This window comes from Streptosporangium jomthongense (assembly GCF_042650425.1).
Taxonomy (GTDB): domain Bacteria; phylum Actinomycetota; class Actinomycetes; order Streptosporangiales; family Streptosporangiaceae; genus Streptosporangium.
Map to the genome: position 1 here is coordinate 150,725 of NZ_JBHSBC010000003.1, position 24,595 is coordinate 175,319.

A 24,595-nucleotide genomic window follows, 5' to 3' on the forward strand; every position below is an offset into this window, starting at 1 on the left:
GACGGCGGCCGGCTCGTCCGGCCGTCTCGGGGTGGAGGGGCGGGCCCGTCGGCTACGGCTGGGGGGCGATGTTCTGCCAGCCGCGGTCGAGGAGGTCGAAGGCGCTGGTGATGGCTTCGTCGGCGTCGTGGTGGTCGCGCACGGAGCTGGGCGCTTCGAGGGCGAAGTGGGCCAGGGCGGTGCAGGCGGGGTCGTCGGCGGGCAGGCCGCTGTCCTCGGCGATGGCTTGGGCGAGGGAGGTGGTGTGGCGCAGCCAGAGGGCCCGATGGTAGTCGCCCAGTGCCGGGGTGCTGTTGACCAGGTCGAGGAAGGCCCGAAACTCGGAGGTGCTGTTGGCGCCGGCCCGCCGGAAGCGCAGGGCGTGCTCGCGTAGCGCGGCCGGGATCGACTGGCCGGAAGGGCGGTCGCGTACGGCCGACAGCAGGCTCTTCTCGACGTCCTCGGCCTCGTCGAAGACGAGGGCCTCTTTGACGGGGAAGTGCTTGAACAGCGTGGTCGTGGACACGTCGGCGGCGTCGGCGATCTCGCGGATGCCCACGTCGTCGTAGCCGCGCTCCAGGAACAGCCGCAGGGCGGCGTCGGCGATGGCCTGGCGGGTGGCGGCCTTCTTGCGCTCGCGGCGCCCGATGGGAGCAGGGCTGTCATCAAGCATGAAAGCAACCTACACCATTTGTTGTTCAGGTCAAAAAGTTGACTTGTTGCACTTTTGAATCTGGTGTGGTTCTCTCGGTGCAGCGGTCGGCGGCCCTTGCCTCTCCACCGAAGCCCCTGGGAACAGGAAGTGATCCGCCATGCCCAAAACCGTCCCGAGCCCGCCCCGGCGCTCGCCGTGCCGATCTCCACCGGCGCCGTCCTGCGCGTCGTCGCCGTGGGGGCCGCGCCGTTCACCGTCGAAGCGCCGCTCGGCAAGGCACGCCCCGTACGGGCCTGAACCCCTCTTCTCCCGTCACCACCGGCCGCCAGGCCGGACCACGAAACGGAGCACCACCATGAACACACCCCGCATCGCCGTCATCGGCGCCGGCCCCGGCGGCCTGACCTGCGCGACCATCCTGCAAAAGCACGGCATCGCCGTGACCGTCCACGAAGCCGACGCCGCCGCAGAAGTCCGCGACCAGGGCGGCAGCCTGGACCTGCACGCCGACAGTGGCCAGCTCGCCCTCAAGGAGGCCGGCCTGCTGGAGAGTTTCTTCGCCCTCAGCCGCCCCGAAGGGCAGGAGATGCGCCAGTACGACGCGATCTCGGGAGAGCTCGGCTTCCACCACGTCCCCGACGAAGACGAGGCCCACCGCCCCGAGATCGAGCGCGGCGTGCTGCGCGACATGCTGCTGGACTCCCTCACCCCCGGCACCGTCCGGTGGGGCCACGCCCTACGGGCCGTCGAAGGCCCCTCCGACGGCCCGCGCCTGCTGCGCTTCACTGACGGCACCACCACCGAAGCCGACCTCGTCATCGGCGCCGACGGCGCCTGGTCCCCGGTCCGAGCCGCGATCTCGGCCGCCCTCCCGCAGTACACCGGCATCACCTTCGTCGAGGCCTGGTTCCACGACGCCGACACCCGGCACCCCGACATCGCCGAGTTCGTCGGCAACGGCAGCGCCATCGCCGGCGACGGCGCGCGCGGCATGTTCGCCCAGCACAACGGCGGCGGCCACATCCGCGTCTACCTCATCCAGCGTCTCGCCCTCGACTGGCTCGCCCAGGCCGGTCTCACCCACGACGACACCGAAGGCATCCGCGCCTTCCTCCTGGACGCCTACCGCGACTGGGCGCCCGGCCTGCGCCGCGTCATCACCGACAACGACGGCCGCTACCTCCAGCGCCCCATCAACGCCCTGCTCGTTCCGCACATCTGGGAGCCCAGCCCCACCATCACCCTGCTGGGCGACGCCGCCCACCTCATGCCCCCGCTCGGACTCGGCGTCAACCTCGCCATGCTCGACGCCCTCGAACTCGCCCTCGCCCTCGCCCACAACCCCGTCATCGACGACGCCCTGCGCGCGTACGAGAAGACCATGATCCCCCGCTCCCACCAGACGCAGACCGAACTCGACGGACGCGCCGCCGACCTCATGGCCGACGATCCCTTCAACGCCGAGGACCCGCAGGCCCACCTCAACGCGCAGGACAACCAGCCCCGACCGCCGGCGACATGAAGTCGCACGTTGTGAGTGATCACGAGAAAGGAGGCCCGGCACTGTCGGGACCGTGATCCAGGTCAGTGTCTGAGACCTGTCCCTGCCTGCTCTGGCGTGCGTCGCGGGCGACCGTGGGGGCGGAGCCCAAGGGCGCCCGTTCCGTCCGGGGACCAGGCCGTGGCCATGGAGTTTCCCCAGATGGACGGCGTGGCGCCGTGAAAGAGGACGGCCGTCATGCTCCCTGCTCCGCGGGGGACGGGCTGATGAGTGGCAGATGAAGGACGAAGCGTGCCCCGTGAGAGGGCGCGTTCTGGACATCGAGGGTGCCGTGGTGGGCGTGGGCGATGCCGCGGGCGATGGCCAGTCCCAGTCCGGTGCCGCCGTGATCACGGCTGCGGGCGGTGTCCAGGCGGGTGAAGCTCTGGAAGATGTGGTCATACTCGGTTTCGGGGACTCCCGGACCATCGTCGGTGACGCTGAGCTCCGCCTTACCGATGGTGTGGCGTACCCGCACCACGATGCTGTGCGCGGCGTGACGCTGGGCGTTGTCGAGCAGATTGCGCAGAATACGACAGATCTGCGGGGGGACGACATCGACCATCACACCGGGGTGCGCGTCCAGGCGTACCTCGTGGCGGTCGCCGGTACGGCTGTGGATTTCGGCTTCGGCGAGTTCGGCCAGGTCGACGCGCTTGAAGGCGGTAGGCGGGTCGGCGCCGAGCCGGGCCAGCAGCATCAGGTCGTCGATGATGGCCTGGAGCCGGTTCACATCGCGCAGCGCATGGTCGATCAGCTCGCCCAGGTGGGTCTGGTCGGGATGCAGCTGTGCCTCCTCCAACTGCGCACGCAGTCCGGCAAGCGGGGTGCGCAGTTCATGGGAGGCATCGGTGGTGAACCGCCGCTGGAGTTCGAGGGACCGTTGCAGCGACGCGGTGGCACGTTCCAGTTCCAGGGAGATGGCGCGCTCGTGGGTGTAGCGGCGGGCGTTGTCGATGCACACCGCCGTACGGCTGACCAGGGCCTCGGCCAGGGAGACATCGTCGGCCTCGAACGGATCGGACGCCTGCCGCCGCGTGAACGTCACCACCCCCAGCACCCTGTCCTGGGCCAGCAACGGCACCGCGATGACCGAGGAGGCCGGTTCTCCGGTCACCCGCACCGGCCGGGCGCCGCCCGGATCCGGCCAGAGCACCGTCTCCCCACTCGCCAAACAGCGCGCCTGCTGGGAGGAAGGGAGGTAGCGCACCGGCTCGCCCGCGGCGACCGGGCTCACGTTCTCCTGGGCGCTCCGGACGGCGACCCGGCGCAGGCCGCCGGTGAGCGCCGCGGGCTCCTCACCGCGCGCGACGCCCTCGCTGAGATCGACGGTCACCAGGTCGGCGAACCGTGAGACGGTCACCCCGGTGAGTTCCTCGGCCGTCCGCACCACGTCGAGGGTCTGACCGATGTTCATGGCGGCCTCGCACAGCAACCTCAGGCGCTTGCGCGCCGCGGTGGCGAGTCTGCCGACCTCCGGTTCGCCGAAGAGGAGCAGCCACGGGGCGATGGGGGTGAGCGCCTCCCCCGGGGAGCCGGACGGCGGCCGTGTCTCGTCCTTCTCGCCCATGCCGAGCTCCACGTCGCCCACCACCGGAAGGTGGTCCGCGCCGGGCGCGATCCTCACAGGATCACCACCGCCTACGGCGCTACCGTTGACGACAAGATCCACGTTCGCGGTGTTCTGGTGGTGTGCGACGGTCACCGACGGGGCCGTCGAACGGCCCAGCCGATCGTATGTCGACGTGACGGGGTCGTCGGCGAGGGACTGCCACCGGCCGCCCTGGATCCGGACCTGCGCCACGACGCCGACCATACCGGCGGGTTCCGGCCCAGGCAGGGCGCGCAGTGTGGCGTTACGGCCGTGGGACAGGGAGACCTCGACGGCCGCCCGTTGCCCGTACGCGATCAGCTCGGCGGCCTTCTCCTCCAGCGCGAGACGATCGCCGAGGGGGAGATCGCGGAGCAGCGAGTCGGCCTCCTGAGCGGGCAGGAGGTCGGGCAGGTCCGCGGTTCGCAGGTACGCGTCGAGCAGGGCGCGTTCCTGTGCGGTGCTCTGCTCCAGGAGCCGTTGTTCGATGGCCTCGGCCACCTGACGGGCGAACACGCCCATCGTCGGGTGCGCGTATTTGTTCAGGCACGAGATCGTCACCACACCGCGCGCGTGCCCCGTGAGCGGGTCGAGGATCGGGACACCGGTGGCGGTGAACGGCTGCATGCATCCGGCCAGATGTTCGAAGCCCACCACCTGCACCAAGCGTTTCTCACGCAGGGGAGTGCCCGCGGCGTTGGTCCCGAGAAGTGCTTCGGAGTACTCCACGCCCGGGAAGTGACACCTGGGGTCGAGCGCTCTTTTCAGCTGCAGATCACTCTCATAGCGCTGCAGCATTCTGGCCCGTTCGTCGGTGAGGAGCAGAGCCGTACCCGTGTCCGCGATCGCGACCCGGAACCGCTCGAACACCGGCCTGGCCACCCGGGCGAGGGTGCAGTCCACGTCGACCTCGACCGGATCGGCGAATTCGAGCCGCTCCGGGACGAGCCCGAGCTCCTGACACCTGCGCCACGACTTCAAGATGGCAGGCCGAACACTCCCCTCTGTCGACTGTCCCTCGTAGAACCGCTCAAAGACCCGCTCGGTGCGTGCGGCCATGCTGATCCCCCGAAACCTGCAGCCGACGTCGTTCCTGGCACACCTCTCCAAGATTAAATCGCCAGCATACATAGCAAATCGCGACAAATCCCCAAGTAAGACCAGGTCAGGGCAAATTTCTGTCCAGGCGGCCGCTACTCGCGGCGACCGGCATGGCCGGTGCCGCCGAGGGCGAACCGCGCGACGCGGGCCGGGCGCTCACTTCTCCGCTCACCTTGCCGCGCTGGTCCTCGACATCGGCAGGTTCTGCCGCGTCTGGCTTCAGCCCGACGCTCGACCGCCCCACCGCCTGAACCGCGGGGGTCCGCGAGCCCTCCGGCCTGCCCGCGCCGTTACGCGACCACGACCGGCAACCCCGTCATACGTTGATCCACTCAGCCAGACACCTCTGAATCAAGCCGCCTGCGATAGCGCGACTGCCACGGTTCCGGCGCGGGTGCGGTAGCCGCTGCGGCGGTTGGTGCGCTCGTCGGTCCGCCCGCCGTATCCGGCGCCGCACAGACTGTCGGCCTCGGCGATGGCCTTCCCCATGGATCGCAACGGATCCGGATCTCCGTCTCGAAGCTGCTGAGCCGGCCGGCCCGCGGGTTCCACACCGTTCGGTACGGCCTTCGATCTTGATGTCGCGATCACGAAGGATCATGCGATGGCCGCCCTCATTCACGGCGCCACACCATCCAGCTGGGGAAACTCATGCACCATGTCCGTGGGCGCGACCTGAGCGACCGGAGTTCCCCGCCTGCTCTGGCACGAAATCTCAACGCCGAGCAGCCTTCGACGCCGACGAAAGCCGAGGCCCATTCAAACCCGGACGAGTGGAGCACCTCTGCTCCGAACCGTGCACCTTGATCGTCTTTTGGGCGACGCCTAGGCTCTCATGCCATGGAGATGGGAAGGCCGGACCGCGGCCGCCGACCGTGGCGCGACCGCCTGGTCAGGCGCCGTGTGGTCACAGCCCTCCTGCTGGGGGCCACGGGGCTGGCGGTTCTGGGTACGGTGCTCGTCGTCCTGCCGGGTGAGTTGGTCGCCCACGACCTCGCCGGGGCAAGTGTCGCCGCGCAGGACCGGCTGAAAGCCGTGAACGACGTCCGTACGACACTCGTGCAGGCCGTCGGCGGCATGGTCCTGCTGTTCGGCGCGTACGCCACCTGGAGGCAACTGCGCGTCAGCCAGGACGGCTTGCGCGCCACCCAGGAGGGCTACGTCACCGACAGGTTCAGCCGGGCCGTCGACCAGCTCGGCAGTGACAAACTGGAGACGCGCATCGGCGGACTGCACGCGCTGTGGCGGATCGCAGAGCACTCCGCTCGCGACCGTGAGGCCGTCATCTCCATCAAAGCCGCCTACCTGCGCACGCACCTGCCATGGCCGCCCACCGGGCCGGAAGCACCGACGGCGGACACGCCCATCAACGACGTCGTGCCGCTGGAGGTCCGGGTGGCCGACGCCCAGGTGGCGCTGACCGGCCTCGGCGTGCTGTGCCAGCATCGAGAGCAGCCCTGGGTCAACCTCAGCATCACCGACTTGCGCCGGGCCGACTGCGACGGGCTCTGGCTGCCCGGGGTCAACCTGGATCGCTCCTGTATGGAGGCGGCGGGTCTGTACCACGCCAACCTGACGCAGGCCTCCCTCGTCTCGGTCAACCTGCGGCACGCCGACCTTAAGACCGCGATCCTGCGCCGTGCCCGCTTCGCCCTGGCCGACCTGCGAGGCGCACGGCTGGTCGAAACCGACCTGCGCGACGCGGACTTCACCGAGGCCGATCTGCGCGAGGTGAACCTGCGCAAGGCCGACGCGGGCGGCGCTGTCTTCCGCCGCGCCGACCTGCGCCTAGCCGACCTGCGGGGAGCCGACCTGAGCACGGCCGACCTTCTCCAGGCACGTCTGACCGGTGCGGTGGCCAGCGAGCGCACTCGCTGGCCCGTCGGCTTCGACCACGCGGCCGCCGGTGTCGTCCTCGCCGAGGATCCTGGCCCCGAACCCCTGCCCCTGCTTCAGCCGCCGGGGATAACGATGCAGCACCCACCCCTGAGGTCCATGTCGTGACCGAGGGGCACGTTTGGAGGCTGGTGGGAAGATCCCGGCTGACGCTCCTCGGAGAGACGACGGCGATGGTCCACCGTTCATTTGAGTGAGGAACGTCTCAGGCGACGATCACGGCCGGCTCAGGGACCCAGCCCCGAACCTCGGTCTTCGTGTTCGGAGCGGGTGACGGGAACCGGACCCGCGCTGTCAACTTGGGAATCGGCTGCCGGCCTTGAGGGGCTGAGCTGGGAAAACAGGGGTGAAGGCCGGGGCCGGTCGAGTTCCCGTGGCTCCCTACCTGCTCTGGCACGCCCCCTTCTGATCGGAAGGCCCCCAAATGATCTCTACGACGACTCGGGGTGGCTCGGCCCGACGGCTTGGAAATCCCGGTCAGAGGCTGTCGAGGAACTCCACGAGCAGGCGGTTGACGTCGTCGGGGCGTTCCTGCTGGATCCAGTGGCCGCAGTCCAGGAGGTGACTGCCGGTGAGGTTGGGGAGCGTCTGCGGATAGGCGTCTATGGCGTCGGAGAGCCACATGGTGGAGGCGTCACGGGTGCCGCCAAGGAAGAGGGACGGCTGCTTGATCGGGGAACCCGCGTACGTGGCCAGGTCCTCCCAGTCACGGTCCATGTTGCGGTAGCGGTTGAGGGCACCGGTGAAGCCCGTGCGCTCGAACTCGGCGGCATAGAAGTCGAGGTCGTCCTGCGTCAGCCAGGAAGGCAGCGCGCCGGTGGGGAAACGCTCGCGCAGTGTGCCGCCCTGGGCGACGAAGTGTGGGTCTGAGGAGCCCGCCGCAGTCATCGTGTCCGCCGACAGGGCGCTGTAGAACCCAGCGAGCCAGCCGCGCACGTCGGGCTCGATCTCGGCCTCGGCTCGTCCGGGGCGCTGGAAGTAGGAGACATAGAACTCTTGCTCGCCGCCCATTCCCGCGAACACTTCGCTTGGCCGAGGCCCGCCGGGCGGGGTGTAAGGGACGCTCAACAATCCGACCGCACGAAACACCTCGGGCTCAACGAGTGCGGACTGCGCTGCGATCGTCGCCCCCCAGTCGTGGCCGATGATCACAGCGGAGCTTTCGTCGAGCGCCCGGACCACCGACACGTTGTCACTGATCAAGTCGAGCATCCGGTACGCGGCGGGGTCCTGCGGCTTGGACGAACGCCCGTAGCCCCGTACGTCGAGCGCGACGGCCCGGTAACCGGCTGCCGCCAGCGCGGAAAGTTGCCGCCGCCAGGAATACCACGACTCGGGGAAACCATGGACGAGCAGAACCAGCGGGCCGCTGCCCTGTTCTACGACGTGAATCCGCTCCGCGCCCGCTTCCAGGATCCGGTGCTTCGCCGTCATCGTCCCTCCTCGACCAGGGCTCGTCGGTCGCCCCGACTACAGGGTCGAGGGAGGTCAGGGCCCAAGTTCCTTGCCATTCCGGCAAAAAGGACGCATCAACCCGATCTTCGGCGGCTGGGTAATCACAGAGATCACATCCCGCCAGGTCCGCATCCGGCACACGGGCCTGACCGAGCACGGTCTCGGCGCATCACCTCCTGCGCGGCATCCTCAGCACCGCCGTTGCCGGTGAGCTGATCAAGAAGGCGGGCGTGGAGCACCCGGTCCTCACGGTGCCGATGGACTTCGCGCCGACGGATGCGATGCCGCGCCTTGGTGCTCCTGGCCATTTGTGGCAGGCGATGGCTCGGCGGGTGCGCCCGTACCCAGTGACCGAGGAGCAAGATCACCTGTTCTGACACGACGCTGAGAATCAACCCAGAAAACAATCAAGGCCAGATCCGGAAACCGTCCATGACCTGGGCCTTCGTAAGCGGAGCGGATGGCGGGAATCGAACCGGCGCTGTCGGCTTGGGAGTCGACTGCTGGTGTCGGTGGGCTGAGCTGGGGAAACGGGGGCGCAGGTAGATGGAGTGTGCTTCCCCGTGAGTCTCCGCGAGCGACCGGGGCTCCCCGCCTGTTCTGGCACGCATTTGACTGAGTAACCAAGATCGAGGAGCGGACGGGGCTGGTGCTCATCCTCGCCACGAGTTACCATCGAGTGCATATACTATTGATGGTATGCCTCGGTGGGAGATCGACCTGGAGCCGGAGGTGGAGTCTTGGCTGGACGGACTTTCCTTTCCGCTCTACCAGAGGGTTATGCGGAATGTAGACGACTACCTCGTCACTGGTGGCATCCCTGATGGGGATCACGTGAAGAAGCTGAAGGATGCCGAAGGTGTGCACGAGCTGCGTGTTTCTCTCGACCGTACGACCTGGCGGTTGACCTTCTGGAAGCCGGCCAACGAGGTGATCGTGATCCTGACGGTCTTCCGCAAGACACAGGATGGGACGCAGACCGCCGACATCGCCCGAGCGATCGCTGCTAAGAAGCGGTGTGAGGCAGAGCACGACCTGACCACCACGCACGTGTTCGAGAGGAGCGCATGATGGGTCACAGCCGTTGGGAAACTTACAAGGCGAAGCGTCTGCGCGCGATGGAAGCGGATGCGCAGCCCCACCCCGAATACGAGCAGGCAGGCCGCGACCTGGAACTCGGAGACCAACTGCGCGAGATCCGTAAGCGCCGAGGTCTGTCTCAGAAGGTCGTAGCGGAACGCTCCGGGATGTCCCAACCCGCCCTGTCTCGCATCGAGGGAGGAGGCGGCATTCCGGATATAGCGACACTGCTGCGTCTCGGTGCGGCAATGGGGGTTCGGTTCCGCGTCGAGCTCATCGTCGACGACGACACCACTGAAATCGAGCCTCTAACGGTGCATCACCGACAGCTCATGACCGCATAAGTTGCAGGCAGCCACATCGAGGCACAGTCCGTAGGCTTCCGCTGTTCCTTCCACGGTAGCGGTCTTCGACCGCGACAGGTTTGCCCCGAAGTTGTCAGCACCAGAGGAACGAGGAAGGCCCAGCTCTAGATCACATTCTTGAGCTGGGCCTTTGACGTTAGGGCGGGTAACAGGATCTCGGACCCGCGCTGTCAGCTTGGGAGTCGGCTGTGACCTTGAGGGATTGAGCTGGGAAAACAGGGGTGCAGGTAGGTAGGGAAGGGTTCTCTGTGAGTTCCCTTGAGCGACCGAGGTTTCCTACCTGTCCTGGCGCGGATCTGGCACGCGATCAAGCTTGCGAGGCTGGACAGATGCCCCGGTGTAGGACGCGATCAACGGATTTCTTCCATTAAGTCACCAAACATAGTTGATCTCTAAGTGGGACGAAGTTTTCAAGCCTTGCGAGGTGTGAAAGTTTTATTATATGGATAAAAGAAACTTATTTTGCAAATAGGGCATTTCATCTCATTGGTGGAGGTGTGGAGGATTTTTTGAAATGCCGTGTATGAACAAGAGGTCGTGTGCATCCCCTCTCTGGAGGAGGGGTGGATGATCATTTCCATCGAAAACGTTGACCCAGGGCGCGCCCGGGAACTACTCCGCCGTAACGGAAGGAACCGCCGTCTAGACAAGGGCACCGTGGATCGGTATGCGGAGGCTATGCGGCGCGGCGAATGACAGCTGAGTCATCAAGGGTAAGAGACGACGCGCTGGTCTCCCAGTTCCACCGCGTAGCCCAAGGCTTTGGAGGTCCGGTTCGAAGAGGTTGCGTTGGCGGTGACGGTGCGGGCATGTGGAAATTGAGGTGCCAGAACCGGGCACGCACCCCTAACTTCGGCCCCATGCGCCGCGAATCCGTCCTGCTGAACGTCATCGATGTGGAAGCCACCTGCTGGGACGGACAGCCGCCGCCCGGTTCTGTGAACGAGATCATCGAGATTGGTCTCACCGTCGTGGACCTGTCGGTACGGCGCCGTGTGTCCCGGCATCGTGTCTTGGTACGTCCTGTCCGGTCGGCGGTGAGTGACTTCTGCACCGAACTGACCGGCCTGACGCAGGCCGAGGTGGAACGGGGCGTCACCTTCGCCGAGGCATGCCGGATCCTCGTCGAGGAGTACGAGGCCGGGGGCGTCCCTGGGCGAGCTGGGGAGAGTACGACCGTCGGCAATTTGCTCGGCAGAGTCAGGCCGACGGGGTGGCCTACCCGTTCGGCTATCCAACGGAACGCACCCACACCAACGCCAAGGCCGTATTCGCCGCGGCGTACGGGCTGCGCAAGAAACCCGGCATGGACCACGCTCTACAGATCGCCGGGCTGCCGCTCGAAGGACGCCATCACCGCGGCGAAGACGACGCGTGGAACATCGCGGCACTCGTTCTCGATCTGTTGGGCCGCGGGGCGTGGCCGGTCACGGCCACAGCCGTCTAGGGAAGTGCCTCGACCTGACACCGAGCCCAAAGACGCATCGGTGACCCTCGGGCCGCCCAGGTCCGCTGCCGGGCCGTACGGTGGCCCTGCCCGAGCGAAGCTTCACACCCACGTGGACAAGTACGTCGGAGACGGTGACGAGGCATTCGTCTTCCTCGCGACGGAAGGGAACCGCGGCGGTCGACCTTCACCCGGTCGTGGGCCAGGAAGCTCAAGAAGGGGCCCTGACCGGAGTCCCTTCCATGATTCGCGTCACACGGACAACGGTTCGCCTCCCAGCCGGGTGCGACGCTGCGGGAACTGAGGAACCGTATGAGCCGCTTGACCACCCAGGCCACGCTCATCTACCCGCACCGAGGGAGACCGCCGATGGTACGGGCACGCTCGCTCAGGAGGTCCTCTACGAGAGAGGCCGGGGTGGATCGGACACGGAGGCCGGAAAGATCGAAAGTGGGATGCCCAGGATTTTCCGGGCAGTCGGCTTGTGGGCTGAACCTGTGTGGCTCGTGGATGCTCGGCGAGTGCCGCAAGGGGTGTGCGGTAGTCGAGGGCCGAGTGCGGGCGCCGCCGGTTGCAGAAGCCCTCGATGGAGCGGATGACCTGCTGCCTGGCCTTGGCCCGGGTGGTGAGGACGAACCGGTCCGGGCACTCGGTTTTGAGTGCGGTGAAGAACGATTCGGCCATCGCGTTGTCGTGGCGGACGCCGGTGCGGCCGGCCGGGCGGTGGATCCGCCGGTTGGCGCAGAATCGGCCGGAGGCGTCGCTGGTGTGGTTCGAGCCGTGATCGGTGGGGAAGACGGCGTCCGGCTCGGCCAGGCCGGTGTCGATCGCCATGCGCGGGGCGTCTTTGACCCGTTCGGTGCGGTAGTGGCCGGCCATCGCCCAGCCGATGACGGCCTTGCTGTGGCGGTCGATGACGGTGGCCGGGTGGATGAACCCTTCCCGGTGCGGATATGGGCGATGTCGCTCACCGGTTTGGTCCCGGGCCGGGGTGCGGTGAAGTCCCGGCGGACCGGATCGGGGATGCCGCGGAAGTCGCCCTGCTGGGTGGTGGCCGGCCGGAGCGCCCGCGTCTGGGCGGGGGTCGGTTCCGGCTCGCGCGTCAGCGCCTGGACCGGTTCCGCCGAGCGGTGCTGCCCGGTTCGGGGCGGTGCGGCGTGCACGCGGCGGTAGCCGTAGGTCTGGTGGCTGCCGGAGAGGCGCATGTTGAGGTGCTCGCGTCGCTGGGCGGTGGGCGGGGCGGGCCGTCGGCGCCATTCGTGGTGGCCCGAGCGGGACACCTGCGGTCATCGGCACATCCGGACGATGCTGCGGGTGGCCTTCTGCGCGTCGATCAGCTCGTATGTGGCGAGCGTCATCGCGTCTCGGCGGCGAGGAAGGCGGCGGTGCTTTTTCAGGAACGTCAGCTTTTCGCGCCGTTCGGTGTTCTCGCGTTCCGGTTCGCGGATCCGGGCGCGTTCCGGCCCGGACAGCGGCTGCTCGGCCTTTTGTGCATGTTGACCCGGCTACCGAGGGTGGTGGGGTTCATGCGAGCTCGCGGGCCGCTGAGGAGACCGTGCGGGGGCCGTCCAGCACCATGCGGACGGCTTCCTCCTTGAACTCGGCGAAAACTGCCTGCGACGTCGCGTCACGTACCTATCTCTTCCAGAATCTCTGTCAGGTTATGTGCCTGACTGTCTGGAAATCGTTGAGCACCCCAGAGGACATTCTCGGCTTTGCCTACTTCCGTAACTCGGGCGGCTTGCGCATCGAGATCCAGAACATCAACGACGAGCCGGCCATGGATGCCTGGCTTCGCGGCAAGCCGCTCTGGGCCGACTGGTTCGCTAAGCTTCAGTAGGACATTGCGGACTTCGTTGGCTCGTCGCAGCGGTCAGCCGACGTCGGCCGCTGCGCTGCATTTCTTGTCGTTTCCCTCTACCGCTCGTCTCCCAGGCCGTCGTGGAAACCACAAATCAATGACCAGAAACCTGCGGTTGCAGCCATGAATTGTGACGTGCCCAACGTCTGCTTTCGATGAAACTGGAGGCACTCCCGGCTGGCTCGCCACGGCTGTCAGAGGAATGCGTCATGACACCCCTTGTGCCGATCTCAAAATCAAAGTCAGGCAGCGACCTGCTGTTCAGCTCCCTGACGGGCACCGCTGCGCAAGGCCGGATCGCAGGATGTGCCGTTCTACCCGCAGCTCCACAGCAGTATCGCGGCGAACCTCTCACCGGAGCAGCATTCTTGGCGCAGAACCCGGCCAGCCGATTCTCGGTCATCGAGGCCGCCGAGGCGGCGGTGCGGACGATGGTGAACGCGGCGGCCTCGCGACCGTCCCGGTCGAGCACACATACGGCGTGCTCGGTGGACGCCCAGTCGATCCCGGCGAAGAACAGTGGCGACCACTCTGCGATCTTCCTGCTTGTAGTGCACGGCAGGAGCCAGGCGGAGGCGGGGGAACCGGCAGCGGAGTGGTCACTGACCGGCGCTCTGTGGCGCGGCCCTTCGTCATCGCTTCGCGGTTCCCGGGAAGCAGGGGGCGGCGGCGTCATGAGGGCCCACGAGGAGCGACCGACATAGGTCGTCGCCCCGGCTTCGCCTGGTTCCCATCACAAGCCCTGTCGGAGAGCCTGCACAGAAGAGGGTGCACCCGTGACCAACACATCCGATCTCGTTCACCTCGACCCTGCGGACCCCGCCTTCGCCGCAGACCGCTACGCGGCCTATCGGAGCATCCGAGACATCTCACCGGTCATGCGCACTGTCGTGCACGGGCAGGACTCCTGGCTGGTGACCGGCTTCGCCGAGGTCGAGAAGACGCTCAAGTTCCCGACGAACACCGTGCAGCCACGCCCCGGAGAGCACCCGGCACACATCGGCGAGGGCCCCGCATCCGAGTTCTACCGGCTGTCGATGCCGTCCACCGACGCCCCCGCACACACCCGCCTGCGCAAGCTCGTGGCTCCGGCGTTCCAACCGCGGGCTGTGACCCGAATGCGATCCTGGGTGGAGGAGCTCATCATCGCCGGCCTCGACGAGCTTTCCCAGCACGACGGCGAGGTCGACTTCGTACACGACTTCGCGATGAAGGTCCCAGCGCGGATCGCCTGTCGGCTGCTGCACGCTCCCATGGAAGACGCGGGAACCGTCCTGCAGCGGGTGCCGGCCCTGAACGCCATCTTCAGCCAAAGCGACCTCACCTCGGAGCAGCTCGCCGAGGCCGATGAGGTCGCACAGTTCTACTTCGACTACATCGGCGACATCGTCGACACGCTTCGCGGCAAGGTCGGCGACGACGACGCCGTAGGCGCTCTCATCAACGCGGAAGCGGCCGGGGACCGCCTCTCTCGAAACGAGCTCGTGGTCACCCTGGTCGGCTTCTTCATCGCCAGCTACCACACGACGATGATGGCGATGACCAACGTGGTCAACTCCACCGCCCGCTTCCCTGACCAGTACCGGCTCCTTGCCGGTGACCCGACCCTGGCCGCTGCGGCCTGGGAGGAGAACCTGCGGTTCGACACGCCCATCCACTTTCTCTGGCGTTACGCCGGCGAAGGACTGGAGCTCGACGGCACGCCTATCCCGCAGGGGTCGCACCTGCTGCTCGGCCTGGCCGCGGCGAACCGTGACCCGCGCCGCTTCGACAACCCCGACGTCTTCGACCTTTCACGCCCCGACAACCGCCACCTCTCGTTCACGGCCGGCAGCCACTACTGCATCGGAGCACCGCTCTCCCGGCTCGAAGGCGACATTCTCCTGCGCGAGCTTCCGAAGCGCCTCCCGAACCTTGAGGTGCTGGAGGAGAACCCGCCCCGGTTCCCGGACCTGATCTTCCCGACCATCACCCGGCTCACCGTCGCTCCGCAGGGTCGCTGATGGCACCTGGTCGCGCCCGCAGGGAGAAGGTGAAGAGCCGTGGTGAGCAGGCGCTCAGGTGCGAATACGCAGGCACGTCGGCTTGCCGCGGTCCCCGAGCCCTCGAAGCACCCCCTGCTCTTGCAGATCGCTCGCTCCAAGAGCTCCGCCACGTTCTGCCCTACGGGTCCCCGGCTCGTCACCCCGGACGAGTTCGACCCGAGCGATGCCCGCCTTCGGCTCCGGGCCAACGGCGAGCTTTGACAGGACAGCACCACCGTCGGCATGGTGGCCGATGTCGCCGGACTCATCTCCTCGGTCAGCGCATCGATCGCACCGCGGCCGGGGGACATCCAGCTGACCGGCACGCCCCCGGGGCTCGGCTTCCAGCTGGACCCGCCCAGCTACCTCACCGACGGCGACATCGTCGAAGCGACCATCGACGGACTCGGACACACGCGCACCCACGACGCCACCGTTGCCGCGGTCTGAAACACCACGCTCAGAAAGGAACTCACCTTGCCTTTGGTGACCTACCGCGGGCCGGATGGGGAAACCACCATCGACGTTCCCCCCGGCACCCGGCTGATGCAAGCCGCAATCGACGGCGACGTCGACGGCATCATCGGCGAGTGCGGCGGAAACGTGATGTGCGCTACCTGTCACGTCTACGTCGGGGCGTCCGACGTCGACGTTTTCCCGCCGATGAGCGCCGACGAGGACGAGATGCTCACCTGCACCAAGGCGGAACGGCGCACAACGAGCCGGCTCAGCTGCCAGCTCCCCGCTCCCGCACACGACATCACCGTCGAACTGCCGGAGGACCAGTGATGACCGGCCCACCGATCATCATCGTGGGCGCCGGTTCACACCGCGCTCCTCCTGCGAGACGAAGGTGTCGAGGAGCCGATCATCTTGGTGGACACACTCCCCGGCCCAGCGGCCACCACTGTCGAAGACGTTCCCAACGGAGGATTCGGACCCGAAGCTGGAGTTCCGACGCGCAACATCACCCTGGTCAACGACCACGTCACCGGCATCGATCGAGAGGCGTTCCGGGCGCTCTTCGCCGAGGGCGCCTCGCTCGCCTACAGCCACTGGAGGTGAGGATGGGGGCCTCCTGGAGTCGGCTGAGCAAGTACGGTCCCACTTCTTCCGGCGAAGACGGTGAGCATGTCGCGAACATCCGGCTTGGCGCAGGTGCGCAGCAGGGCGAACTCCTGCTCAGTGAAAAAAATCATCTCGTCGCCCTCACCGTCGTCCATCCGGGGCAGGCGGGTACGGGCGGCGGGGTTGGAGACACGGATGGGCGGGGTGGCCTCGACCGCTCCCTGCAGGATGGCGTATAGCAGGCCGTGCAGGTTCTGGATCGTCTTGGGCGCCAGCGGCCGTCGCAGCCACGCGCGGGGGTTGTCTGGGTCGGGGATGCCGCGGTGGAGGTCGTTCACCCAGGCGGACACGGTCGTCCGGTCGAAGGCCGGGCTCTCGTCGCGTAGGTCCAGGCCGCCGAAGGTCGGCACGATGTGGTTCTTGAGGTCACGCTCGTAGTCGTGGCGGGTGCGTTCTTCTATGCCGGACAGATTCGCCACGAACCGCTGAGCGTATTCGGCGAAGAGAACGGGGTCGGCCTTGACGGGCTGCTCCTCAGGAGGGGGTGCCCAGCCGAAACCGCGGATCCAGTTCTCGGGCCAGTGGTGCCCGCATGCTTCCACAGCCAGTTTGAAGTGAGGGCGACTGCCTTCTGGTCGAAGGACTCCGATTGCCAGGTGCCGGTTCTGGGGCCGCCAAGTCGCCAGTGAACTCGGTAGGTCTTGGTTTTCCCGTCCTTACGGACGCGGGTCTCTATGCGTGCCATGGGGCCAGTTTCAGCTGGTCATAGGGCATGCCAAAGGAAATTCAGAAGATCGTTCGGCGGGTGTGAGCCCATGGTGAGCCCATAAAGATCAAAAGCTTGACCGGTGATCAAGGGATCGCCTGGTCAGGCTCGGTGGAGAAGTGGAGCGGGTGACGGGAATCGAACCCGCGATGTCAGCTTGGGAATCGGCTGCTGACATTGGTGGGGTGAGCTGGGGAAACGAGGGGCAGGTCAGGGCAGGGCGAGTGTCCGTAAGTCCCCTTGGTCGACCGTGGTTCCCTGCCTGTTCTGGCACGGATCTGGCACGCGATCGCTCGCCTGTGCTTACGTGTTCGACGTGATTTCTGATTCAGATATGGGCAGGCGTCTCGAACCTGTTTTGGTGAAGATGAATCCGGCGGTTGGGAAGGCGGAGTACATCACGCCCGCCCTTGTCCTGGGCGTGGTCCCCCTCTTGGTCGCCAACTGGTTCATCGCTGCCGCGATCCTAGGGCGCGACTGTATCGTGTTATACGAGGGCGGCAACATAACAGAGTGTGGTGGGGGGCTTTCGGAGGAAGAGATCTCCGCCACGTCAGGACTGGTCGCACTGGTGATGCTTGCCATCCAGATAGGGCTGATCGTCTTGGTGAGACGGCGCATCCGCTCTGGTCCGCAGTGAGGTTGTGTGGCTGGTGACGGGAGTCGAACCCGCGCTGTCAGTTTGGGAACTGCGTCGATCATGAGTCGTTGGGGCGCCGAGCTGGGTGGAGGGTAGGTCATGAGTAACCGCGGTTGCCCCCCGTCACCCCTACCAATGGCCCGCCAATCCGGTCCCAGCCCTACCTTCTGTTTGGCGATCAGCAGATCGTAATCGGACGCTCGAAAAATGTCTCCAGTACGACGATCGCCTGCGTACTGGAGACGCCGGGAATGTCGTAGATCCGCCGGAGTACGTCCTGCAACTGCTCAGTTGTCGGGGTGCGGACCTTAAGCAAAACCGAGGCGGCACCGGCGATGACGTGCGCTTCTTGTACTTCAGGCAGGGCGGCGAAGGCCGCTGCCGTATCGCCCATCCAGGCGTTCGAGTTGACCATGACGTAGGACAGAACCTCCAGGCCCAGGGCTTTTGGATCCACATCCACGGTCGTGGCGCGGATCGCTCCCCGCTCGCGCAACTTCCGCACTCGCTCGTGAACGGCGCCCGCGGACAGGCCGACACTCTGCCCCAGTGCGGCGTAGGACTGTGTCGCGTCTCGCTGCAACTGTGCGATCAGCACATGATCGTTTTGATCCATGTTCACTCCGATCTCGCCATAGCTTGATACTGTTCAGCAATAGTACGCTATGACTGAAGGAAATTTGATGACGAGTCGATTCAAGGCGGAATTCCTGACGCTCGACGAGCGGTTCGCGGGTTACGACGGAGACACTCATGTCGAGGTGCTCCACGGCGGAAGCAGGAAGACCGAAGGACCTGCCTACTTCCCGGCCGGCCGCTACCTGCTGTGGAGCGACATCCCCAATGACCGCCTGCTGCGCTGGGACGAGACCACCGGCGCGGTCGGGGTCTTCCGCCAGCCGTCAGGCAACGCCAACGGCAACACCGTCGATCGTGAAGGGCGGCTGATCACCTGCGAGCAGGGCGCCCGCCGGGTCACACGGACCGAGCACAACGGCGCCATCACCGTCCTGGCCGACAACTACCGGGGCAAGAAGCTCAACAGCCCCAACGACATCGTGGTCAAGTCGGACGGCTCCATCTGGTTCACCGATCCCCGGTATGGAATCACCGGCTACTACGAGGGCACACCTGCCGAGAGCGAGATCGGCGCGGACCACCTCTATCGTCTCGACCCCGACACCGGGGAACTGACCGTCGTCGCCGACGACTTCGTCCGCCCCAACGGCCTGGCCTTCTCCCTCGACGAGTCACAGCTCTACGTCGTCGACACCCGCAAGCGGCACCTGCGGGTGTTCGACGTCACCGGCGACAGTCTGAAGGGTGGCCGGGTGCTCGCGGAGGCATGGTTCGACGGCATACGGCTCGACTGCTACGGCCGGATCTGGGCCGCGGCCCTCGACGGGCTGCACTGTTACGACCCGGACGGCACGTTGATCGGCAAGCTGCCGCTGCCCGAGGCAGCCAGCAACCTGACCTTTGGCGGAACCAAGCGAAACAACCTGTTCATCACCAACTCGGCCGGAGATCTCTACTCCATCCGCGTGACCTTCGCAGGCGCGAAATGAAGCCTCCCCCAGGGCCCCGGCGAGTCTGTGATTTATCACCGTAGCCTTTTGAAGCGATTCCGAGCGGCGGGTCTAACACGCGGCATGACGCGACGAAACTGCCGAAGGCTCTCATTTGTGCTGGTGAGGGTCAGCAGGTACAGGCGGAAGACCACGCCGCGGTCGTACTGTAGGTCGGCAGAAACACCAGCTCGGCGTCGTTGGCGGCGGCCCAGGATTTGACCTGGGGATGCTTGTGCGGCGAGTAGTTGTCCACGATCAGATAGAGGGTGCCGCCGGGTCAGCGCTCGCGCAGGGACGTGCAGAACGACAGGAACTCCCGCCAGCGCTTGCGCTTACGGATCCGGTAGTAGAGCTTCCCGGTGGCCAGGTCCAGGGCGCGGAGCAGGTGCATGACCCCGCTGTAGCGGTTGTAGGTGGCCCGCAGGCGGCGGGGGTCCTTGCCCAGCCGCCAGGCCTTGCCCTTGCGGGGCTGCAGATTCAAGGGGCCGAACTCATCCACGCAGATCACCCGCCCGTCCTTGGGCGGGGCATCGTAGAGGGCCAGGACACGCTGCACCTTGGCGACGAAGTCCGCATCGTTGCTGCTCTTCCACGTCGTGGTGCTCTGCCATGACACCTTGCCGGCCTTGAGGATCCGCGCCAGGTGCTGGCGGCTGATCGAGGTCACCCAGCCGTACCTCGACCAGGTGAGCGGCGAGCTCCAGGTGGAGAAGGCGGTGATGCCCCACTCGGCGGGGGTCGTCCGGGCGATGAGGCAGATGCGCTCGCGCACCCACTCACTGATCCTTCGTGGACGGCCCCCGCTCCATTTTGGGTCCAGGGCATCAAACCCCCGCTCGTTGAACGCGTGCACCACCTGGCGCACGTAGTCGTCGCTGACCTGCATCAATGCCTTGATAGCGGAAGCGGATTGCCCTTGCGCGGACATCAGCACCACGATCGCCCGCCGCAATTTCACCGGATCCTTGGCCGAGTGGGTGATCCTTTGCAGGCGCCGTCCCTCCTCCATCGTCAACGCACGGACGAACACCTCGGGCTTACGCGCCACGACCACCTCCCAGAACGACGCCGGGACCAGGCTGCCGGGCTCACCCCGTCAGATCAAATGCCCAGCAACGTTCGGAGACGAGCCACTAGCACCCAAGCAGGCAACGGTCCAAAAGCGGCAACGACTACGACGACGAGCAGAGATAAGAAAGTAATTAGACTTCCCCGCCCGGCCGCCTTAACCGCCTTTTCCCGAACGTCACCCATCCTGTATTCAAAATTCTGCACTTGATTTTTCTTGTGCTGCATGTGTAGATATTAATTCGTTTACTCTGTCGCGGGTCTCGTTGGCTAACCTCGGTATGTGATGTGCACCCTGGCCCACTAGCACGTCTACTTACCTGGACCAACGACTCCTCGGTCTTCCTGGAACGAGCTGGTGCAGGGTGAGCTACAACCCGCGCATCCTTGCTTGTCGGGCGCACGATTAGGAGAGCCCTTTGAGGCAAGGCCCCTTGAACGCGATGTCCTTCGAGTCACGATGCTGCGGATTAAAAGTGGATGGCCCTTCATGAGTCAAAGGCGCGTTGACCCGCATGTGATCACTAAATCTTCTTCGACTGCGGCGAGGTCATTCCGTGTATGTTCCCGATCTTTCTCTGTATGACGGCCAGGAGGGGGCCGGTCTGTGGTGGGTGCTGATTCAGTAGCGGTCGTCAGGCCAGTGAGGATCCGTCCAGCGGGCGAGGTCGGTAAGTCCGAGCAGTCGTATCCGGTGGAGCAACTCCACGGGAGCGTTCGCGGCCCGGAGCCGGGCAGGGGCGTGACGGATCAGCCAGGCCGTCAACTCGGTACGCATCTCTTCCTCGTTGTTCCAGCTCTGCCACGGGAGTTGGTCTCCCAGCAGGTCGTACTCCCAGTGCGTCACCGCTTCGACCAGGTGGCGGTCGGCCACGGCGCGCGTCTGCGCCTCCCAGGCGTGCAGCCATGGGCTGATTGCGGCGGAGGCCTCGGCACACAGGGCGAGGACTTGGTGGGCGGGCACGGCGGGATCCGAGTCGATGAGAGTGTGGGCCCACCAGGCGTTCAGAAATTCCCGCACCGCTGCTGTCTGATCGGCCGGCCACTGCTGCCACTCTCCACGAGCGAATGAACGCCCGACCTCCTCCATGCCGAAGAGAGGCTCGACGAGGCCGCCGACGAGGGCTCTCGACAACTGAGGCAGAATGCGGCGCAGCACCGACGCGTGATCGTCCCAATCGGCGGCCTGCCAAGTGCGATGCAGGAGATCAAGGTCCAGCTCCGTGTCCGGCTCCTTCAACCGTGCGAGTTCCTCCGCGCTGCCCCAGTGGCACTCGCAGTTGTGCTCGTTGCGGCGGGCAGCCATGCCACGGAAGGTGACGGCCATACGATTCAACGCGACGTCGAGACGGAATCGTGCGGATGTCTGGTCAAAGTTCATCGCGGGCGTTCGCCTTCAAAGACTCCGGAAGGTCACACCGTCCGAAGATTGTCACCTTAGTGGAATCCAATGGGAGACGGAAGCGGCGTTGTCAGCTTGGGAGGTCTCTGTCGCGCCTGACCGCTGAGCTGGGAAAAGGCTTACCTGCGGGGGAGCGGGATGAGTGACCGTGGGTCCCCGTGAGTCCCCCTTGATCACCCTCCTGACGGGCACGCAACGGGCACGGCCGGAGAACCCCACGCGGACGCGCACACCTCTTCCGCCTGATCGTCCCGTCTGCCTCGTCCCACCCGGAGAGGCAACAGCCCGGGGACGGAGGCTCAAGGCCGTCTTCGCGTGTACGTCAACCGGTCGCCCTTCCTCGATCATCGGACGCCAACAGTCACGAACGGCCTTGAACCGTAGGAGCCGGGATGTTGGGCTTGCCTGGGACGTGGCAGACGGGACGATCAGGCCCATCCCAGCCACCTACGGTCTTTCGGTCCGTTCTGGCGATCATCCCGGAGCTGAGTGCCCCGCCGGAGACAGTCGGATCATGAGTGACGATCAGAGTGCGCTTGACCGTCTTATCGCTCTGGTTCCCCCGCCCGCTGAGCCGGTCTTCGGCACCGGAAGCTGGGAAGAGCTGACCGCTGACACGGGGGTCAGGTTTCCCGCCGACTACATGGCCTTCATTGAGCGCTACGGCCGTTGCGAGTTCGCCCGGTGGATGGCGATCTACGACCCCAGAGAACCGTCCAAGGAAGGCGAGTGGGATCTATCCGTGTGGGGGGAGTACCGCGACTTGCGCGATGACTCCCCCGAGGATTACCCGCTGGCGATGTGGCCGGAGCCCGGTGGCTTCGTCGCCTGGGGCAGCACGATCGACGGTGAGACGTTCGGGTGGCTGACCGTGGGCGAGCCGGAGGAATGGCCGGTGCTCGTGCTCTACCGCCTTGATCTGGAGCTGGGGCCGGTCTACGAGAGCATGACGGAGTTCCTGCTCGGATGGGCCTCGGGCCTGCGGTACAACGGGCGCGGGGTCGATAACGCTGGTCTGCCGCTGAGGTGTCTTGCCTGGGCTTGAGGTGCGGGCGGCGGCGTGCCGCTGGAGTCGGAGAGTGCGTTGGGTACGGCGAGCGTGCGGTGCGGTTACGGCCCGGGGCGCCGCCGGACGCAACCAACGTCTCAGGAAACAACGAAGGCCCAGATCGGAAATCCATCCCTGACCCGGGCCTTTATGAGTGGAGCGGGTGACGGGAATCGAACCCGCGCTGTCAGCTTGGGAATCGGCTGCTGGTGTTGGTGGGCTGAGCTGGGAAAACAGAAGTGCAGGTCAAGACGGCTCGAGTCCCCGTGAGTCCCCCTGGTTGACCGTGGTTCCCCGCCTGTTCTGGCACGCATCTGGCACGCGATCATGATGGCTCGATCTACGCGAGGTGCGGTGGCTCGCATCAGCGGGCAGCATGGCAGGGTGTCGGGATTGGTATGGGATCAGGTCAGGAGTTTCTTCGATCCTGACCTGATGGGGACGCTGCCGGATGTTTGGGTTACGGACACCTCGGTTGAGGACTGGCAGGTGGTCCTCGATTTGATCGAAGCCCATGGCTGGAGAAGCGAGTATCGCGAAGGCGACATCGTCATGCCGTTGCCCCGCGCCGAGCAGATGCTATCCCGACCTGTGGATGCCGAGTGCCCGGAACTTCGCGTTTGGCCAGCGCTTGATGTACTGGCGATCTTCCGATTCCTGGCGGATGACGCGATCGACTTCGACGTCGACCTACGAGAGCTTCAGGGGCAGGAGCGGCTAGACATCCTGTGTGAGTTCATCACGGTGATCGGGCGGCGGCTGGGCAAGCCGGTGATGATGTCACCAGAGGGGGACTGGGATCGGGGCAACCCGGTACTCGGGTTCGATGTCGAGACCGATCGAGTGGTGCTGTTGGCGAGGCCTTGGGCCGACTAACCTCGTCACGAACGGAAGTCTGGAAAATGGAGCGGGTGACGGGAATCGAACCCGCGCTGTCAGCCTGGGAAGTGTATAGATCACGGCTTGTAGGGGCGCTGAGCTGGGCGTTTGGCCGGTCATGAGTGACCGTGGTTGACCCCTTGTCACCCTGTCTAATGGCACGCTAATGGCACGAGCGGCAGGATGATCTGGTGAAGCTGAACGAGAAGGTCGCGGCGGGGATCGCAGAGGAGTACCTGGACCGGTGGCGACGTGTCGCACGCTACGACGAGCTTGCCGTGATGGAAGAGAACGGTGACAAGGACTGGGAGAACGTCACCGGTGAGGATGGCCAGGAGTACAAAGTCCTCGCCTACGTGCTTCCGCATGGTGACGGGACGCTTCGGATGGTGATCTCGGTGAACCTCCGGAGGATGGATCATGCGGCTGCTGACCCGCTGACCCGGGAAGCAGTCATGCGCTCAGACGGCGCTGTGACCACACCGGCGGATCTGGCTGAGCTGAAGGACCGTTGGCTTCTGCCCTATCGCGGTATGCAGGTGGTCCAGATCCGGGTGAGCTACCAGTTGACGTTGCTCCTCGACGGTGATGCTGCGGTGAACATCGAGACCACGGCGACCCTCACCAGTGGCTCACTGAGCGCTTCCGATGCGGAGTCGGTCCAGCTGGTCCCTGAGCGCCAGGAGGTGGTGCCGGCCCTGGCTCTCTTCGGCGCGACAATCGTGTCGTCGGTTGCCTTCAAGTCCGGTGCGCTGCGGCTGGTCTTCGACACCGGGACACACCTGAACGTGAAGCCCGATTGCCACTACGAGGCGTGGAGCACCTGCGGCCCTGACGATGTGCGCTTCGTCTGCCTACCGGGCGGCGGGCTTTCGATTTTTCGATGATCGGAAGAGCCGGTTCGGAAGATCTCGGCACGTGACTCTCAGACCTGCTACTTCCTAAGTCAGCGGCGGTCGCGCTGTGTCCGTGAGTCCCCTTTGTTTATCCTTCTGATGGGCACGCAACGGGCGCGGCATGACGCCAACCCTAAACCGCATTAGCAGCTCTGATCTTGCCCGTCCAGGACAGTCCCACCTGGACCATCAGGGGTTGGTGAACCGTCTGGAACGGGACTGCACGACGCCGGATCGCAACTAAGACTGCAACTAGACCAGGG

Annotated in this window: 23 protein-coding genes and 3 pseudogenes; 17 read left to right on the forward strand and 9 right to left on the reverse strand. The window is 65.7% G+C overall.

The annotated features are described in order from the left end of the window. Positions 1-52: 52 nt before the first annotated feature. Positions 53-652, reverse strand: coding sequence for a TetR/AcrR family transcriptional regulator (locus ACFOYY_RS05190; protein ID WP_386188267.1), 600 nt, complete (start codon positions 650-652; stop codon positions 53-55). Positions 653-781: 129 nt separating this feature from the next. Between ACFOYY_RS05190 and ACFOYY_RS05195 the strand changes: the two genes are divergently transcribed. Both ACFOYY_RS05195 and ACFOYY_RS05200 read left to right on the forward strand, forming a co-directional pair. Next, entirely contained in the window at positions 782-931 is a 150-nt protein-coding gene (locus tag ACFOYY_RS05195; RefSeq protein ID WP_386188269.1) for a hypothetical protein, read from the forward strand. Positions 932-989: 58 nt separating this feature from the next. Beyond that, complete coding sequence (locus tag ACFOYY_RS05200) at positions 990-2,156, forward strand: FAD-dependent oxidoreductase (RefSeq protein WP_386188271.1); 1,167 nt, start codon at positions 990-992, stop codon at positions 2,154-2,156. 214 nt (positions 2,157-2,370) lie between these two features. Here the strand turns inward: ACFOYY_RS05200 and ACFOYY_RS05205 are convergent, their stop codons facing one another. Both ACFOYY_RS05205 and ACFOYY_RS05210 read right to left on the reverse strand, forming a co-directional pair. Then, complete coding sequence (locus ACFOYY_RS05205; protein ID WP_386188273.1) at positions 2,371-4,746, reverse strand: ATP-binding protein; 2,376 nt, start codon at positions 4,744-4,746, stop codon at positions 2,371-2,373. 486 nt (positions 4,747-5,232) lie between these two features. After that, positions 5,233-5,418 (reverse strand): annotated as a pseudogene (locus ACFOYY_RS05210) (IS256 family transposase); the annotation flags it as partial. Positions 5,419-5,706: 288 nt separating this feature from the next. On the opposite strand from ACFOYY_RS05210, the gene ACFOYY_RS05215 reads away from it, so the two are divergent. Further along, positions 5,707-6,870 (forward strand): pentapeptide repeat-containing protein, encoded by a 1,164-nt coding sequence (locus tag ACFOYY_RS05215; RefSeq protein WP_386188274.1) that lies wholly within the window; start codon positions 5,707-5,709, stop codon positions 6,868-6,870. A gap of 369 nt (positions 6,871-7,239) precedes the next feature. Here ACFOYY_RS05215 and ACFOYY_RS05220 read toward each other — a convergent pair whose 3' ends face one another. After that, positions 7,240-8,196: an alpha/beta fold hydrolase gene (locus ACFOYY_RS05220; protein ID WP_386188276.1), complete on the reverse strand. Its 957-nt coding sequence runs from the start codon at positions 8,194-8,196 to the stop codon at positions 7,240-7,242. A 720-nt stretch (positions 8,197-8,916) separates the two neighbouring features. On the opposite strand from ACFOYY_RS05220, the gene ACFOYY_RS05225 reads away from it, so the two are divergent. The 4 genes and pseudogenes from ACFOYY_RS05225 (at position 8,917) to ACFOYY_RS05240 (ending at position 11,109) form a co-directional block, all read left to right on the forward strand. Continuing rightward, positions 8,917-9,288, forward strand: a complete 372-nt coding sequence (locus tag ACFOYY_RS05225; RefSeq protein ID WP_386188278.1) for a type II toxin-antitoxin system RelE/ParE family toxin — start codon at positions 8,917-8,919, stop codon at positions 9,286-9,288. Then, on the forward strand, positions 9,288-9,641 hold the full coding sequence (locus ACFOYY_RS05230; protein ID WP_386188280.1) for a helix-turn-helix domain-containing protein: 354 nt from the start codon (positions 9,288-9,290) through the stop codon (positions 9,639-9,641). Before ACFOYY_RS05225 ends, ACFOYY_RS05230 begins: the two co-directional genes overlap by 1 nt. A gap of 881 nt (positions 9,642-10,522) precedes the next feature. Continuing rightward, positions 10,523-10,726: pseudogene (locus tag ACFOYY_RS05235) on the forward strand (exonuclease domain-containing protein); the annotation flags it as partial. Positions 10,727-10,875: 149 nt separating this feature from the next. After that, the gene (locus ACFOYY_RS05240; protein ID WP_386188489.1) at positions 10,876-11,109 is read left to right on the forward strand and encodes a hypothetical protein; all 234 of its coding nucleotides are present in this window, start codon (positions 10,876-10,878) and stop codon (positions 11,107-11,109) included. A gap of 252 nt (positions 11,110-11,361) precedes the next feature. Here ACFOYY_RS05240 and ACFOYY_RS05245 read toward each other — a convergent pair whose 3' ends face one another. Continuing rightward, on the reverse strand, positions 11,362-12,399 hold the full coding sequence (locus tag ACFOYY_RS05245; RefSeq protein ID WP_386188283.1) for an integrase core domain-containing protein: 1,038 nt from the start codon (positions 12,397-12,399) through the stop codon (positions 11,362-11,364). A gap of 397 nt (positions 12,400-12,796) precedes the next feature. Here ACFOYY_RS05245 and ACFOYY_RS05250 point away from each other — a divergent pair, with 397 nt between their 5' ends. The 5 genes and pseudogenes from ACFOYY_RS05250 (at position 12,797) to ACFOYY_RS05270 (ending at position 16,059) form a co-directional block, all read left to right on the forward strand. Continuing rightward, positions 12,797-12,949 carry a hypothetical protein gene (locus tag ACFOYY_RS05250; protein WP_386188284.1) on the forward strand — a complete coding sequence of 51 codons (153 nt, stop codon included), beginning with the start codon at positions 12,797-12,799 and terminating at the stop codon, positions 12,947-12,949. A gap of 935 nt (positions 12,950-13,884) precedes the next feature. Then, positions 13,885-14,973, forward strand: coding sequence for a cytochrome P450 (locus ACFOYY_RS05255; RefSeq protein ID WP_386188287.1), 1,089 nt, complete (start codon positions 13,885-13,887; stop codon positions 14,971-14,973). A gap of 42 nt (positions 14,974-15,015) precedes the next feature. Beyond that, a pseudogene (locus ACFOYY_RS05260) lies at positions 15,016-15,444 on the forward strand (fumarylacetoacetate hydrolase family protein). Between the two features lie 36 nt (positions 15,445-15,480). Beyond that, positions 15,481-15,783, forward strand: coding sequence for a 2Fe-2S iron-sulfur cluster-binding protein (locus tag ACFOYY_RS05265; RefSeq protein WP_362915077.1), 303 nt, complete (start codon positions 15,481-15,483; stop codon positions 15,781-15,783). 84 nt (positions 15,784-15,867) lie between these two features. Further along, on the forward strand, positions 15,868-16,059 hold the full coding sequence (locus tag ACFOYY_RS05270; RefSeq protein WP_386188290.1) for a hypothetical protein: 192 nt from the start codon (positions 15,868-15,870) through the stop codon (positions 16,057-16,059). Here ACFOYY_RS05270 and ACFOYY_RS05275 read toward each other — a convergent pair. Then, on the reverse strand, positions 16,041-16,664 hold the full coding sequence (locus tag ACFOYY_RS05275) for a hypothetical protein (RefSeq protein ID WP_386188292.1): 624 nt from the start codon (positions 16,662-16,664) through the stop codon (positions 16,041-16,043). The genes ACFOYY_RS05270 and ACFOYY_RS05275 overlap by 19 nt on opposite strands. A gap of 471 nt (positions 16,665-17,135) precedes the next feature. Between ACFOYY_RS05275 and ACFOYY_RS05280 the strand changes: the two genes are divergently transcribed. Then, complete coding sequence (locus ACFOYY_RS05280; protein ID WP_386188295.1) at positions 17,136-17,468, forward strand: hypothetical protein; 333 nt, start codon at positions 17,136-17,138, stop codon at positions 17,466-17,468. Positions 17,469-17,646: 178 nt separating this feature from the next. On the opposite strand, the gene ACFOYY_RS05285 is transcribed toward ACFOYY_RS05280, so the two are convergent. Next, on the reverse strand, positions 17,647-18,084 hold the full coding sequence (locus tag ACFOYY_RS05285) for an Lrp/AsnC family transcriptional regulator (RefSeq protein ID WP_362785558.1): 438 nt from the start codon (positions 18,082-18,084) through the stop codon (positions 17,647-17,649). A 67-nt stretch (positions 18,085-18,151) separates the two neighbouring features. Here ACFOYY_RS05285 and ACFOYY_RS05290 point away from each other — a divergent pair, with 67 nt between their 5' ends. After that, the gene (locus ACFOYY_RS05290; protein WP_386188299.1) at positions 18,152-19,036 is read left to right on the forward strand and encodes an SMP-30/gluconolactonase/LRE family protein; all 885 of its coding nucleotides are present in this window, start codon (positions 18,152-18,154) and stop codon (positions 19,034-19,036) included. 280 nt (positions 19,037-19,316) lie between these two features. Here the strand turns inward: ACFOYY_RS05290 and ACFOYY_RS05295 are convergent, their stop codons facing one another. Further along, positions 19,317-20,048: an IS630 family transposase gene (locus ACFOYY_RS05295; RefSeq protein WP_386188480.1), complete on the reverse strand. Its 732-nt coding sequence runs from the start codon at positions 20,046-20,048 to the stop codon at positions 19,317-19,319. A gap of 681 nt (positions 20,049-20,729) precedes the next feature. Continuing rightward, positions 20,730-21,488, reverse strand: a complete 759-nt coding sequence (locus ACFOYY_RS05300; RefSeq protein ID WP_386188302.1) for a hypothetical protein — start codon at positions 21,486-21,488, stop codon at positions 20,730-20,732. A 535-nt stretch (positions 21,489-22,023) separates the two neighbouring features. On the opposite strand from ACFOYY_RS05300, the gene ACFOYY_RS05305 reads away from it, so the two are divergent. From ACFOYY_RS05305 to ACFOYY_RS05315, 3 genes are all read left to right on the forward strand, one after another. Then, positions 22,024-22,554, forward strand: coding sequence for an SMI1/KNR4 family protein (locus tag ACFOYY_RS05305; protein ID WP_386188304.1), 531 nt, complete (start codon positions 22,024-22,026; stop codon positions 22,552-22,554). A gap of 357 nt (positions 22,555-22,911) precedes the next feature. Further along, complete coding sequence (locus ACFOYY_RS05310; RefSeq protein ID WP_386188307.1) at positions 22,912-23,433, forward strand: hypothetical protein; 522 nt, start codon at positions 22,912-22,914, stop codon at positions 23,431-23,433. 194 nt (positions 23,434-23,627) lie between these two features. Beyond that, positions 23,628-24,323 carry a DUF6188 family protein gene (locus tag ACFOYY_RS05315; RefSeq protein ID WP_386188309.1) on the forward strand — a complete coding sequence of 232 codons (696 nt, stop codon included), beginning with the start codon at positions 23,628-23,630 and terminating at the stop codon, positions 24,321-24,323. Positions 24,324-24,595: the final 272 nt, after the last annotated feature.

Coding starts and splice junctions, on each gene's coding strand:
- ACFOYY_RS05190 (WP_386188267.1), bottom strand. CDS start 652: ATGCTTGATGACAGCCCTGCTCCCATCGGGCGCCGCGAGCGCAAGAAG.
- ACFOYY_RS05200 (WP_386188271.1), top strand. CDS start 990: ATGAACACACCCCGCATCGCCGTCATCGGCGCCGGCCCCGGCGGCCTG.
- ACFOYY_RS05215 (WP_386188274.1), top strand. CDS start 5,707: ATGGAGATGGGAAGGCCGGACCGCGGCCGCCGACCGTGGCGCGACCGC.
- ACFOYY_RS05220 (WP_386188276.1), bottom strand. CDS start 8,196: ATGACGGCGAAGCACCGGATCCTGGAAGCGGGCGCGGAGCGGATTCAC.
- ACFOYY_RS05225 (WP_386188278.1), top strand. CDS start 8,917: ATGCCTCGGTGGGAGATCGACCTGGAGCCGGAGGTGGAGTCTTGGCTG.
- ACFOYY_RS05230 (WP_386188280.1), top strand. CDS start 9,288: ATGGGTCACAGCCGTTGGGAAACTTACAAGGCGAAGCGTCTGCGCGCG.
- ACFOYY_RS05245 (WP_386188283.1), bottom strand. CDS start 12,399: ATGACCGCAGGTGTCCCGCTCGGGCCACCACGAATGGCGCCGACGGCC.
- ACFOYY_RS05285 (WP_362785558.1), bottom strand. CDS start 18,084: ATGGATCAAAACGATCATGTGCTGATCGCACAGTTGCAGCGAGACGCG.
- ACFOYY_RS05290 (WP_386188299.1), top strand. CDS start 18,152: ATGACGAGTCGATTCAAGGCGGAATTCCTGACGCTCGACGAGCGGTTC.
- ACFOYY_RS05295 (WP_386188480.1), bottom strand. CDS start 20,048: ATGGAGGAGGGACGGCGCCTGCAAAGGATCACCCACTCGGCCAAGGAT.
- ACFOYY_RS05300 (WP_386188302.1), bottom strand. CDS start 21,488: ATGAACTTTGACCAGACATCCGCACGATTCCGTCTCGACGTCGCGTTG.
- ACFOYY_RS05305 (WP_386188304.1), top strand. CDS start 22,024: ATGAGTGACGATCAGAGTGCGCTTGACCGTCTTATCGCTCTGGTTCCC.